We start from the raw sequence: 12,430 nt of genomic DNA on the forward strand, positions 1-12,430 counted from the left end.
GTCCTCGACGGCGCCCTGGGACGCCGCGTCGGCGGCCGGAGCCTGCGTCTCGGCGGCTTCGGCCGGGGCCGGCTGCACGTCGGCGGTCTCCGCGGGCGCGGCCGGGGTGTCGACGCTCTGGGCGTCGGTCTCGGGCGCGGCGGCCACGGCGTCGTCGACGTCGTGCGCCGGCGCCGGCTTCGAAACCTCGTGGTCACTCATATGAGCTCCTCCATACGGATACGGTGATCCGAGGTTATCTCCGAGGTGGGACACCGTCGCGGAGACCTGCCGGAAAAGTGCGGATGCCTGATCCGGATCCGCTTCACGGGCGGATCCGCGTCGCTATCGCAGCAGCCCGGTGAGGTAGTTCACCATCACCGGCCCCATGGGCGCGGCGAGATACACGAGCCCCGCGATGACCCCGGCGCAGACGACGCCGGCGAGCCACGCGATCCCGGTGTTGCGCCCCCCGATCCGTGCCATACCCCGAGGGTACGAGCGCGGAGCACCCTGGCACGGGCGGCGCGCGGCGGAGAGTCTTCCCCGGCGCCCTCAGCGGGCGTCGGGGTACCCTGCCGGAGCGCTCAGGCGGCGTCGGGGGCGACCACGCCGGGCAGCGCCCACGCGGCGAACGCCGGCCCCTCCGCGGCGAGCGCGACGGCGCCGCCCTCGGCCACCGCGAACATCGCATCGCCGAACAGGGCCTCGGCGGCCGTCGCCCCGGGCAGCGCCCCGGGCGGAAGTTCGATGTCGACGTCTCCGCGGGCCGCGAGCACCAGGACGGTCTCGGATGCCGACTCCCGCACGAACACGAGGCACTCGTCGTCGACGTGGAGCCAGCGCAGCCCGCCCGTGCCGAGCACGGGATGCGCGCGGCGCAATTGGACGAGATCGCGGTAGAGCGCGATCCGCTCCGCGGTCTCCGGCTGTCCCTCGGACCCCCACGGGATCGGCGTGCGGCTGGCCTCGCCGTCCACGCCGGTCAGCCCGAACTCGTCGCCGGCGAACACCACGGGCAGGCCCGGCAGCGTCATCGAGAGCCCGACGGCGACCGGCACGGTGCCGGGCGCGGCGTTCGTGGCGAACCGTGCGGTGTCGTGCGTGTCCAGCGGCTGCATGTTGCCGAGCCGCACCCGCCAGGGGATCCCTCCGGTGAACCGGGCCATCGAGTCGACGACGTCGCGCGCCGTGTAGCGCGGGATCCCTCCGGTCTGCATGCCGAAGAACCAGCTCTCGGTGCGCTCCTCCCCCTCCGCGGTGAGATACGGCTCCCCGTTCGGCTCGCTGAGCCAGGCCCACACCGGGCGGGTGAACGACGGGTACGTCATCGCGCCGTCCCACCCGTCGCCCTGCAGGTCGCTCGTGGCGTCGTTCGTCGACTCCCCGAGCAGGATCGCGTCCGGGTTGATCGCCCGCACCGTGTCGCGCAGCAGCCGCCGCACGTCGGCGTTCAGGTCGATGGACCCGAGGCGCCCCGTCATGTTCGCGACGTCGACGCGCCAGCCGTCCGCGCCGTAGGGGGGCTTGAGCCACCGCGCCACGGCCGAATCCTCGCCCGTGATGAAGCGTTCGCGCAGTTCCTCGCTGGCCCAGTCGAACTTGGGCAGGCTCCGCGCGCCCAGCCAGCACTCGTACTCGGTGTTGTCGTCGTTCGTGAAGTAGTAGAACCCCTCCTCGGGGGCTCCGGGATTCCCGAACGCCGCGCGGAACCACTCGTGGCGGTCGCCCGAGTGGTTGCTGGTCAGGTCGCCGATCACCTTGATACCGCGGGCATGCGCCTCCTGGATGAGGCGCGCATATGCCTCGTCACCGCCCAGCAGCGGGTCGACGCGGAGGAAGCTCGAGGCGTCGTAGCGGTGATTGGACGCGGCGGGGAACACCGGCGTCAGGTACAGCAGGTTGACGCCGAGTTCGACGAGGTGGTCCAGGTGCTCTGTGATACCGGGGAGGTCTCCCCCGTAGAACTGGTGCGCGCGGCCGGGCATGACAGGGTCGACGGGCGTGTCCCAGTCCGCGGGGATCGCCCAGTCCGGGGTCGGGTGCTCGTCGGCCTGCGCGGAACGGGCGAAGCGATCGGGGAACACCTGGTACATCACCGACTCGTGCAGCCAGGCGGGAGGCGCGGGCTCGGCCACGAGTGCGAAGTCCTCGGCGTCGAGCGTCTCCAGACCGTGGAGGCCGGTCTGGTTCAGCCACTCGATCCGGCCGTCCTCGTGCTGCAGCAGGAAGCGATACCCGTGCCGCGGGTTGCGGACGGTGACCGGCGCCTCCCACCAGTCCCAGCCGTCGGCGCCGCCGATCCGCTCGGCGTCGGTCCACTCGGGCTCGTGGTCGGGGTTGGAGCGGGTGCGGACGGCCGCGAGCGGACCGTAGCCGGCGGGCACGCGCAGTCGCACTCGGACGACGTCGCCGAGGGCGGGGGCGTCGTCGGAGACGTGCAGCGGGGATCCGTCGTGGTGCGGGAGGAGAGCGGTCATGTCAGGCCTTTCCGGGTGCGGCGGCAGCCCGCCGGGAGTCGACGTGGTTGCACGACCGGTGCCGTGACAGAGCCCTTGAGTTGTGGTTCGAGGATCGCTACTTCACGCTACCGGCGGTGAGCCCGCCGACGATGTACTTCTGCAGCGAGAGGAACAGGATCATCGGCAGGATCGCCGCCAGCACGGCACCCGCCGCGAACACCGCATAGTTCTTCGCGTCGGTCGAGACGTACTGGTAGAGGCCGACCGCGAGCGTCTGCTTCTCCGGGGAGATCAGCACGGTGGATGCGATCAGGAAGTCGCCCGTGATGCCGATGAACGCGAGCAGCCCGACCACCGCGAGGATGGGCGCGACCAGGCGCAGGGTGATCGTGAAGAAGATCCGCGCGTGACCCGCCCCATCGATCTTCGCCGCCTCGTCGATCGACGCGGGGATCGTGTTGAAGAAGCCGTACATCAGGAATGTGTTCGCACCCAGCGCGCCGCCGAGATATACGAGGATCAGGCCGATCTGCGAGTTCAGGCCGAGCGCCGGGAAGATGTCGCCGATCGCCGACATGAGCAGGAAGATCGCCACGATCGCCAGCAGCTGCGGGAACATCTGCACGAGCAGCAGGGTCATGAGCCCCGTGCGGCGTCCGCGGAAGCGCATGCGCGAGAAGGCATATGCAGCGAGCGCACACAGGAACACGCTGGACACCGAGGCGAGCACGCCGATGAAGATCGTGTTCAGGAACCAGGCGCCGTAGGGGCGGGACGGATCCTGGAACAGCTGCACGTAGTTGTCCAGGCTGATCTTCGAGAACAGTCCGTTCGTGCTGAGCAGCGTGCCGCCGGGGTTCAGCGAGGCGGACAGCACGTACACCAGCGGGAAGCCGGCGAACACGAGCATCACGATGCCGATGATGTGGCGCCAGCCGGTCTCCCGGAACCAGCGGCCGAACGGACGACGGGCGCGCGGCGCCGGAGCGGCGAGCAGCGCCGAGGTCGCGGTCGGCGAGGAGGTCGATGCGATGTCGGTCATGTCAGTTCAGATCCTCCAGCACCTTGGTCTGCCGGAATCCGATCAGGGAGATCGCGGCGACGAGCACGAAGATGATGATCGAGAAGGCGCTGGCGAGGCCGTAGTCCCGCTCGGAGCCGACGAAGGCGACCTTGTAGACCATCGAGATGAGCAGATCCGTGGATCCCACGTTGATGCTCGCGCCGGTGAACTGCGGGCCGCCGTTCGTGAGCAGGAAGATGAGCCCGAAATTGTTGAAGTTGAAGGCGAACGACGCGATGAGCAGCGGAGCCACCGCCACGAGCAGCAGCGGGAACTTGATGAGCCGGAACGTCTGCCACACGCTCGCCCCGTCCACTCGCGCGGCCTCGACGACATCATCGGGCAACGACTGCAGCGCACCGGTGGTCACGAGGAACATGTACGGGAAGCCGAGCCACAGGTTCGCGATGAGGATCGCCCCCTTGGCGAGCCACGGATCCGTGAGCCACGGGATGGATGCGCCGCCGAGCACCACCTGATTGATGAAGCCGAAGTCCTTGTTGAACAGACCTGCCCAGACCAGCGCGGACAGGAACGCGGGGAACGCGTACGGCAGGATCATGATCAGCCGGTAGTACTTGCGGCTGCGCATCTTCGGATCGTTGAACACGATCGCCAGGAAGAGGCCGAGGATGAACGTCGTCGCGACCGAGAGGATCGCGAATGCGAACGTCCACACCAGCACGGCGAAGAACGGGCCGCGGATGGACTGGTCCGAGAAGGCGCGGACGAAGTTGTCCATGCCGACCCAGACCTGCCAGCCGGGCAGCAGTGCCTTGCCGTCCTTCGCGGTGAATGCACCATGACCGGTGTCGCTGTAGACGACCCCGGTCTTGGTGTCGGTCATCGTGTCGGCCTTCGGATCCCACCTCAGCGTCGAGGTGAACAGGTACGCCTTGGATCCGTCGGTGGTCTTGAGATAGCCCTCGTTCAGATCGTGCGAGAGCGGCACGGCGAGGGCGGCGATGTCGTCCTGGTGGGCGATCACGCTCGGGAAGTCGAGGGTCGTGAAGCCGGGCGCTCCGTCGGCGGTGATGCCGGGCTCGGTGGAGAGCGGGCGATCGGCACCGCCGATGAGCGGCGCGGCGCTGCCGGGCTCGGTGGTGAGGAAGAAGAACTTCCCGTCCTTCTCGAGGACCTTCACGGAGAACGTCGGAGAGTCGGCGACGCGGGTCTGCGACTGCAGCAGCAGCGCCTGGACCGCGTCGTCCTTGGTGGAGTTGTGCCCGGATCCGTAATTGGTGAAGGCGACGTATCCGGAGTAGAGCACCACGAAGATCTGGAAGATCAGCAGGAATACGAGGCCCGGCGTGAGGTACTTCGCGGGCAGGAGACCGGGGATGAGGTAGACCGCGTTGATCGCGAGGACGCCGACGGCGACCACCACGGCCGGGGTCCACTGCGCGTTCACGGCGAGCGCGAACACGGCGTACAGCGCGAGGGCGTCGATCACCGCGAGCGCGACGATCTTGACCAGCCACACCTTCCAGCCGGCCGATGCGGCCTCGGCATAGGCCGCGGCGCGGCGCTGGCGGCGGCTCCTGGCCCTGTCCTCGGCGGACACGGCCGTCTTCTCCTGCACGGCAGGACCCGTCATCTCGACCCCTTCACAACGTCGTCCGCGGGCGGTGGTGCGGGGAGGCGGCGCGATCGCGCGCCTCCCCGCACCGGGTTCTGGACCGGGTCAGCCGATCTTCGTCTGGATCGCCTGGGCCATGGTGGTCCAGGTGCTCGCCGGGTCCGCGCCCTTGATGATCGCGACCTCGGACTTGCCCCAGTCGTCCCACACGGAGCCCATCTCGGGCACCGAGGGCATCGGCACGGCGTTCGCGCCGACCTTGGCGAAACCGGCCACGGCCGGGTCGGACTGCGCGGCCTGGAACGACTCGGTCAGTGCCGGCGGACGTCCTCCGGCCTTGTACAGCGCGGTCTGCACGGCGGGGGTGGCGAGGTAGTTCACCAGGAACTCGTTGGCGGCGAGGGTGTTCTTCGACTTCGCGTTCACGAAGAACGCCTGCACGCCGGCGAACGGACGGGCCTCCTGGCCGCCGGCGCTCGGGATGGGGTCGACGGAGACCTTGATGCCGGCCTTCTCGGCGTCGGGCAGGTTCCACGGCCCGCTGATGAAGTACGGGGCCTCGCCCGCGTTGAACGCGGCCTTGGCGAGGTCTCCGGTCAGACCGGGGTTGAAGATGCCGGCCGCGCCCTGCGCGCCCAGCCAGGCGGCGAACTTCTGACCCGACTCATCGCCGATCGTGAGCTTCTTGGCGTCGTAGCTGCCGTCCGTGTTCTGCGCGAAGACCTGGCCGCCGAAGGACGTCTCGAAGGGGTAGGTGTGGTACGCGTCGCCCGTCGCGGCGTCGAGTCCGATCAGGAACGGGTACTTGGTGCCCGCGGCCTTGCCCTTCGCGATCATCTCCTCGTAGGTGGCGGGGGTGGCGTCCGCGAGGGCGGTGTTGCGCAGGATTGCGATGTTCTCGATCGCGTAGGGCAGGCCGTAGACCTTGCTGTCGTAGGTGACGGCCGAGATCGCGACCTTCTCGAACTTCGACGCGGAGTCGCCCAGCTCGATCGGGGCGACCAGGCCGTCCTTGACGAAGGACCCGATCCAGTCGTGCGCGCCGATCGTGATGTCGGGGCCCTTCCCGGTGGGGACCTGGGCGGTGAAGTCGTCGCGGATCTTGCCGAAGTCCTTGACCACCAGGTTGATGGTGATGCCCTTGTCCTTCTTGAAGTCGGCGGCGACCTGCTTCATCGCGGCCGCGCGGTTGGAGTCGACCCAGACCGTGAGCGAGCTCGTGGTCTTGTCGCCGCCCGCGGACGATCCGTTGCCGCTGCCGCTGCCGCTGCCGCCGCAGCCGGTCAGCGCCAGTGCGCCGGCCACGAGGAGTGCGCCGAACGCGACGACGCTCTTCCTGTTCACCTTCATCGGTGTACCTCTCTCGGTGCTATGTGGGAGCGCGATCGGCTCCGATCGTGCGCCGGATCGGCGCGCGCCCCGCCTGCCAGAACGCAAGCGTTTACAGTATGCGGATCCGATCCCGATCGCGCAACCCTCACTCACGCCTCCCCCCGCCATCAGAGCCGCGACGATCCCTTGTCTCCATTGGCGTGCAGGCGGAAACGACTCTGACTTGCACCGCACGGAAGCGTTTACAACAATGATCCGAACGAACACCACAGATCTCTCCTGCGGCCAACGCCCGCCGGGTGGGACCGGTACCCTTCCTTGACCCGACTCCCCAGGAGGCCTCGTGGCTGACATCGCCGATGTGGCGCGTCTCGCCGGCGTTTCCACCGCCACGGTCTCGCGCGCCCTGAACGGGAAGACCGCTTCGCCCGCGACGCGGGAGAAAGTCCTGGCTGCGGCGGCGGAGCTCGGCTACGTGATCTCGTCGAACGCCTCCGGGCTCGCCTCGGGGCGCACCCGGCAGATCGGCTTCATGGTGCCGTTCATCGACCGCTGGTTCTTCACCGACCTGCTCACGGGCATCGAGTCCGTGCTGCTCAGCCAGGGGTACGACGTGACCCTGTACGACCTGCAGGGCAATGACTCCCAGCGCGACCAGGTGTTCGCCAGTTCGCTGCGCCGCGCGAGCATCGACGGCCTGATCGCCGCGAGCATCGAGCTGACGCCCGACGAGGTCCGCGCGCTGCGGGCGCTCGGCAAGCCCGTGGTCAGCATCGGCGGATACATCGAGGGCGCGACCGCGGTCGACGTCGACAACGCACGGATGGCGACCCTCGCCACCGAGCACCTGCTCTCGCTCGGGCACACTCGGATCGCCTACGTCGGGGCGGGGCGGACGATCGCGAGCGCGTTCCAGCTCGGCGACGCGCGGTACGACGGCTGGCTGTCGGCGATGCGGGCGGCGGGGCTCCAGGTCGAGGAGACCGGGTTCTGGGAGGCGGACTTCGACATCCCCTCCGGGTACGCGGCCGCCAAAGCGCTGCTCGCGCACGACCGGCCGACCGCGATCTTCGCCGCGAGCGACGAGATCGGGATCGGCTGCATGCTCGCCGCACGCGACCTGGGCCTGCGCGTCCCTGACGACCTGTCCGTCGTCGGCATCGACGACCACAAGCTCTCTGCGTTCTTCGGGCTGACCACCCTCGCGCAGGATCCTGCCGGCCAGGGCCGTCTCGCCGCGCATCTGCTGCTCGCCCAGCTCGACAACCCGGGCGCGGAGCCCGAGCACCGCACGCTCACCCCGCGGTTCGTGGTCCGTTCTTCGACGGCGCGCCCGGGCGGCGCCGTGCACGAGACCGCCTGACTGCCCCGCTCGATACACTGCCTGTATGGCTGACAGCTCATTCGACATCGTGTCCAAGGTGGATCGCCAGGAGGCGGACAACGCCCTCAACCAGGCCCGCAAGGAGATCGAGCAGCGCTACGACTTCAAGGGGGTCGGCGCGTCGATCGCGTGGAGCGGCGAGAAGATCGTGATCCTGGCGAACACGGACGAGCGTGTGCGGGCGGTGCTGGACGTGTTCCAGACCAAGCTCATCAAGCGCGGTATCTCGCTCAAGAGCCTGGAGTCCGGCGAGCCCGCCGCGAGCGGCAAGGAGTTCCGCCTGGAGTCGACCCTCAAGGAGGGCATCAGCTCCGAGAACGCGAAGAAGATCGGCAAGATCATCCGCGACGAGGGCCCGAAGTCCGTGAAGTCGCAGATCCAGGGCGACGAGCTGCGCGTGCAGTCCAAGAGCCGTGACGACCTGCAGACCGTGATCGCGCTGCTCAAGGGATCCGACCTGGATCTCGATCTGCAGTTCATCAACTTCCGGTAAAGGACACTGCAGTGGCCGCTGCGTCCTGACGGCATCGCGCTGCTTCGCCGGCTGCCCGCCGCCTAGCTCAGCCCGAGCGCTCGCCCCAGAGCGACCAGGCTGGGGCCGAACAGCTGACCGACAAGCCCTCCTCCGCCGACCACGGCGAGCGCGACGACGCCCGCACCGATCAGGTTGACGCCGATGATGGCCGCGGTCGCGAGGATCGTCTGCACCGCGAACGACGGATCCGTCGACCCCGAGCGCCGACCGCCCCCGAGTGCCTCGACCTCTTCCAGTACCGTCATGCTGCTCTCCCCGTGCTCCGCGCGCTCGACCGGAGAGCATTCCCCTCCACAGCACTCAGACGCGATCTCTCCCGTTCCATTACGCCGGTCGGGCGCATGTTTCAGCGGCGGAGCCATCCGCGCGCGCGTACAGAGCCAGTTCATAGAATTCTCACGCACGATCCGTGGTGGGGACGTTGTCGCCGGCCACGGATGGACCGTGCGGTGAGCACGTTTGGGGAGACAATCATGAGCAAGTACCTGGTGCTGTACCGGTCGAACGTTTCGGCCGCCGAGCAGATGCAGAACCCGGATGCGGAGCAAGCCGCTGAAGGCATGAAGGCATGGATGGAGTGGGCCGGCCGCGCGGGCGATGCGATCATCGACCTGGGCGCCCCGACGCAGACCGTCGATGGAGCGGATCCCGGCGCGACGACGTTCATCGGCGGGTACTCGATCATGCAGGCCGACACCCTCGACGCGCTGAAGGCGCTGTTCGAGGGGCACCCCCACCTTGCCTGGGGTGGCACGATCGAGGCCCTCGAGCTGCTCGCGACCCCGGGGATGAACTGAACGCGGTACTGAGCGCCGATCGCACGATACGGATCGAACAACCTCCGCTCGTCGTCTACGACTTCCTCGCGGACGGCCTGAACGGCCCGCTGTGGCGCTCAGCGATCCGGTCGATCAGCCTCCGTACCGGCACGGCCGGCCAGACCGGCGCGGAGTACGAGCAGACACTCGCCGGCCCGGGCGGACGCACCGTTCGGGGGGATTACCGGATCGTGCACGCGGAGAGGCCGGGACGGATCGAGTTCGAAGTGACCGCAGGCCCGCTTCGGCCTCGTGGTGTGTACTCGATCCTCAGGAGCGGGTCGTCGTCCGTCGTGACGTTCGCGCTCATGGCCGAGCCGACGGGGCTCATGCGCCTGATGACCAGAACGATCCGCACGACCATGGCGGACGAGGTCTCGCAACTCGTGAACGCCAAGCGCGTCATCGAGACGATGTCGCAGCCCTAGGGCGCCCGAGCGACGCGAATCGCCGCTGCTTCTCTTCGGAGAGGCAGGGCGATTCGCGTCGGCGGCATGTCGATCGCGCGCCTCCTCGATCGTCACCCTTCTGAACGGAACCTCCGATCCGGAAAGGGACACTCATGGACAGCACGCACATCACCGGAGTCCGCACCGTCAGCATCCCGGTGAACGACCAGGACGACGCCCTGCGCTTCTATCGTCGGCTCGGCTTCGCGGTCCTGCGCGACGCGCCCATACCGAACGGCCGCTGGATCGAGCTGGCCCCCGGGCGAGGGAACGTGATCCTCACGCTGGAGCCGGCGGATCCGGACGTCCACCGCGGACCGATCGGGATCCGGTTCACCTCGGACGACGTCGACGCCGCCCACGCCGCGATGCTCGCCGAGGGCATCGAGGTCGACGAGATCCTGCGGTGGCCAGGGGTGCCGGCGATGTTCGCGTTCCGCGACCCGGACGGCAACGCGTTCTCGATCACGGGCGTGGATCCTGCGGCGGATCCCGGCGCTGATGGGAGGATCGCGTCATGAGCACGATCGGGCCTGTGGACATCGCCTTCACCGCCACGCTCGGGCGCGTCCGCGAGGGCGACACCTGGATCTGCGTGCAGCTGCYGGACTCGGCGACGATCTTCGGCACCCGAGGGCTCGTGAAGGTGTCCGGAACCGTCGACGGGCACCCGTTCGACGGCGCCTTCATGGCCCTGGGCGATGGCACGCACAAGCTGCCGGTCTCGAGCGCGATCCGCCGGGCGATCGGCAAGGCGGAGGGCGACGACGTCGCCGTGCACCTCACCCGCCGGCGCAGCTGACCCTCGCCTCCCCCCGAGCGCTGTTCCGGTCCCGCCCGGCCGGAACGTCGCGGAAACACCGCTCGATGTCGCGGAATGCACGGCTCGTTCATCACTTCGATACCGGTATTTGGGTTTGCCCTCTCCCAGTGAGATAGTGCTGTTCTGGGGTAACTACTTGGGGGTAGTGATGGGCGAACGCGGTCCGTTGACTGGCGTAGTACGGTCGCCGCTGGGGGCGACGAAACAGCTCCTCGCGGAAGAGGTGTATCAGCAGGTCGGTGCGTCGATCATCGACGGCACGCTGCCGGCGGGATCGCGCATCCGGGATGCGGATCTGGCCGAGAAGTTCGGCGTCTCGCGAATGCCGATCCGCGAGGCGCTGCAGCGACTCGAGCGGGTCGGCCTGGTCGAGATGTATCCGAGCCGGTACACGCAGGTGACAGAGGTTCCGCCCGAGCTCACGGCGAAGACCCTGGAGTACGCGGGCTACGTCGGCGGGGCGGTCGCGGCGATCGCCGTACCTCGGCTGAGCGCCGCCGAGCGCGAGGAGGCAGCGGCCCTGGCTCGCGCCCTCGACGACGGCCTCGACGATCCGGCCGCGCTCTCGGCGGAGCGCTGGGCGCTCCTGCACTATCTGGCCGAGCGGTGCGACAACGAGATCCTCAGCTCCGTCCTGGACGAGACGAGCATGCCGCTGTCCCGCAACCTGCGACCGTGGTCCGTCGACGCCTCGCAGCGCGACGTCATGCGCGCACGTCACGCCGCCCTGGCCGAGGCGATCCTCGCCGGCGACGGGCACTCCGCGGAGCATCTCATGCGCGCCATGCACCTCGTGGAGTGATTCCGGGCGGATCCGGATCCGGATCCGGGCGGGCGGTCAGGCCGGCGACGTGCGCCGGGCGGCACGATCCGCGGCGGCCCAGCCGTCGACCCAGTGCCCGAGCCGGGCGTAGGCCTCCTCGCGGGCCTCATGCCGGGACAGGAACACGTCGTGCAGGGCGCCGTCGATGCGCTCGATCGTGACCGAGGGGCCGAGCTTCAGCGCGGCGCGGGCGATGTCGTCGACGACCAGCACGCTGTCCGCGCGGGTGAGGTCATCCGACCAGGCCGTCGGCACGGCGCTGCGCGCCGAGAGCAGCACGCACACCGGAACGCCGATCGCGATACCCGCGGCGATCGTCGCATGCCCGGCCAGGATCGCGTGCAGCCACCCGGCGTGCACGGCCATCGTCTGCGCCGGCCGCCAGGCGAGGTTCACGTCCATGGGATCCGCCCCGTCGGCGGCCTCCTGCTGGGCCCGGGTGTAGTAGCCGAGGTCGACCTGCGGGGCCCGGTCGAGCGGACGGTACTTGGCGCGCAGCCCCACGAGCGGTGTGATCGTCTCGCGCGTGAAGCGCGACAGCTGGAACTCCAGCCACGGGCTGTTCAGGATCACCGCCGAGGCGACGCCGGGGTTCCGTGCGGCCCACAGGCTCAGGATCAACCCTCCCGTGGAGTGGCCGAGCAGCACCAGCCTGCGACCGACCGCATCGGAGCCCGCCTGCATGGCGGCGAGCGCCGCCGCGATGTCCTGGTCGTAGTCGGCGAGGCTCCCGATGTAGCCCGGGGTCTGGTACTCGCGCAGGCTCCGTCCGTACTTGCGCAGATCCAGGGCGAAGAACCGGGCGCCGCGGCCGGTCCAGAACCGTGCCAGCCGCTTCTGGAAGAAGTAGTCCGACCAGCCGTGCACGTACAGCACATCGGTGTCAGCGAGCTGCCGGCCGTCTCCGAACAGCCGCTGCCATGCGGTGCGCTGCGGCAGCGCTCGCACCAGGGTCGCGACGACCTCTCCCTCGTCGTCGGATCCGAGCGGCAGCGTGAGCTGCTCGAACTCGTCGCCGAGCACGTCAGCCGTCCACGCGGCGGGGTCGGAGCGGCTCATGGGTCCAGGGTATCCGGGTTGCCCCGGGGTGCTCACGGTGCCCCGGACGCCCTTCGTCTCGCCTTCGGCTCGCTCAGGGACCGGGTTCGGGTCGCTCAGGGACCGGTTTCCGCTCGCTCAGGGA

The 12,430-nt window shown here is 69.1% G+C and carries 14 protein-coding genes and 1 pseudogene; 7 read left to right on the plus strand and 8 right to left on the minus strand.

Annotated features, from left to right (window positions below; translation table 11 throughout):
* The 6 genes and pseudogenes from AC1DG4_RS18650 to AC1DG4_RS18675 form a co-directional block, all read right to left on the minus strand.
* Positions 1 to 201 (minus strand): annotated as a pseudogene (locus AC1DG4_RS18650) (hypothetical protein); the annotation flags it as partial.
* Positions 202 to 324: 123 nt separating this feature from the next.
* A complete protein-coding gene (locus tag AC1DG4_RS18655) occupies positions 325 to 465 on the minus strand; it encodes a hypothetical protein (protein ID WP_477376087.1) in 141 nt (46 codons plus the stop codon).
* Between the two features lie 101 nt (positions 466 to 566).
* Positions 567 to 2,459: a glycoside hydrolase family 13 protein gene (locus tag AC1DG4_RS18660; RefSeq protein ID WP_477376085.1), complete on the minus strand. Its 1,893-nt coding sequence runs from the start codon at positions 2,457 to 2,459 to the stop codon at positions 567 to 569.
* Positions 2,460 to 2,556: 97 nt separating this feature from the next.
* Positions 2,557 to 3,483: a sugar ABC transporter permease gene (locus AC1DG4_RS18665; protein WP_477376083.1), complete on the minus strand. Its 927-nt coding sequence runs from the start codon at positions 3,481 to 3,483 to the stop codon at positions 2,557 to 2,559.
* A 1-nt stretch (position 3,484) separates the two neighbouring features.
* Positions 3,485 to 5,101, minus strand: coding sequence for an ABC transporter permease subunit (locus AC1DG4_RS18670; protein ID WP_477376081.1), 1,617 nt, complete (start codon positions 5,099 to 5,101; stop codon positions 3,485 to 3,487).
* Positions 5,102 to 5,188: 87 nt separating this feature from the next.
* Positions 5,189 to 6,433, minus strand: coding sequence for a sugar ABC transporter substrate-binding protein (locus AC1DG4_RS18675; RefSeq protein WP_477376079.1), 1,245 nt, complete (start codon positions 6,431 to 6,433; stop codon positions 5,189 to 5,191).
* A 325-nt stretch (positions 6,434 to 6,758) separates the two neighbouring features.
* Between AC1DG4_RS18675 and AC1DG4_RS18680 the strand changes: the two genes are divergently transcribed.
* Both AC1DG4_RS18680 and AC1DG4_RS18685 read left to right on the plus strand, forming a co-directional pair.
* Positions 6,759 to 7,778: a LacI family DNA-binding transcriptional regulator gene (locus tag AC1DG4_RS18680; RefSeq protein ID WP_477376077.1), complete on the plus strand. Its 1,020-nt coding sequence runs from the start codon at positions 6,759 to 6,761 to the stop codon at positions 7,776 to 7,778.
* A 25-nt stretch (positions 7,779 to 7,803) separates the two neighbouring features.
* Positions 7,804 to 8,292 (plus strand): YajQ family cyclic di-GMP-binding protein, encoded by a 489-nt coding sequence (locus tag AC1DG4_RS18685; protein ID WP_477376075.1) that lies wholly within the window; start codon positions 7,804 to 7,806, stop codon positions 8,290 to 8,292.
* A gap of 62 nt (positions 8,293 to 8,354) precedes the next feature.
* On the opposite strand, the gene AC1DG4_RS18690 is transcribed toward AC1DG4_RS18685, so the two are convergent.
* Positions 8,355 to 8,579, minus strand: coding sequence for a hypothetical protein (locus AC1DG4_RS18690; RefSeq protein ID WP_477376073.1), 225 nt, complete (start codon positions 8,577 to 8,579; stop codon positions 8,355 to 8,357).
* Positions 8,580 to 8,807: 228 nt separating this feature from the next.
* On the opposite strand from AC1DG4_RS18690, the gene AC1DG4_RS18695 reads away from it, so the two are divergent.
* From AC1DG4_RS18695 to AC1DG4_RS18715, 5 genes are all read left to right on the plus strand, one after another.
* A complete protein-coding gene (locus AC1DG4_RS18695) occupies positions 8,808 to 9,131 on the plus strand; it encodes a YciI family protein (RefSeq protein ID WP_477376071.1) in 324 nt (107 codons plus the stop codon).
* Between the two features lie 26 nt (positions 9,132 to 9,157).
* Positions 9,158 to 9,580 (plus strand): SRPBCC family protein, encoded by a 423-nt coding sequence (locus AC1DG4_RS18700; protein ID WP_477421414.1) that lies wholly within the window; start codon positions 9,158 to 9,160, stop codon positions 9,578 to 9,580.
* A 134-nt stretch (positions 9,581 to 9,714) separates the two neighbouring features.
* The gene (locus tag AC1DG4_RS18705) at positions 9,715 to 10,122 is read left to right on the plus strand and encodes a VOC family protein (protein WP_477376069.1); all 408 of its coding nucleotides are present in this window, start codon (positions 9,715 to 9,717) and stop codon (positions 10,120 to 10,122) included.
* Entirely contained in the window at positions 10,119 to 10,403 is a 285-nt protein-coding gene (locus AC1DG4_RS18710) for a DUF1905 domain-containing protein (RefSeq protein ID WP_477421409.1), read from the plus strand. The genes AC1DG4_RS18705 and AC1DG4_RS18710 overlap by 4 nt, the downstream gene beginning before the upstream one ends.
* 187 nt (positions 10,404 to 10,590) lie before the next feature.
* Complete coding sequence (locus tag AC1DG4_RS18715) at positions 10,591 to 11,226, plus strand: GntR family transcriptional regulator (protein ID WP_477376065.1); 636 nt, start codon at positions 10,591 to 10,593, stop codon at positions 11,224 to 11,226.
* A gap of 36 nt (positions 11,227 to 11,262) precedes the next feature.
* On the opposite strand, the gene AC1DG4_RS18720 is transcribed toward AC1DG4_RS18715, so the two are convergent.
* On the minus strand, positions 11,263 to 12,306 hold the full coding sequence (locus tag AC1DG4_RS18720) for an alpha/beta hydrolase (RefSeq protein WP_477376063.1): 1,044 nt from the start codon (positions 12,304 to 12,306) through the stop codon (positions 11,263 to 11,265).
* Positions 12,307 to 12,430: the final 124 nt, after the last annotated feature.

The sequence above is a fragment of the Microbacterium sp. 05N427 genome, assembly GCF_056397105.1.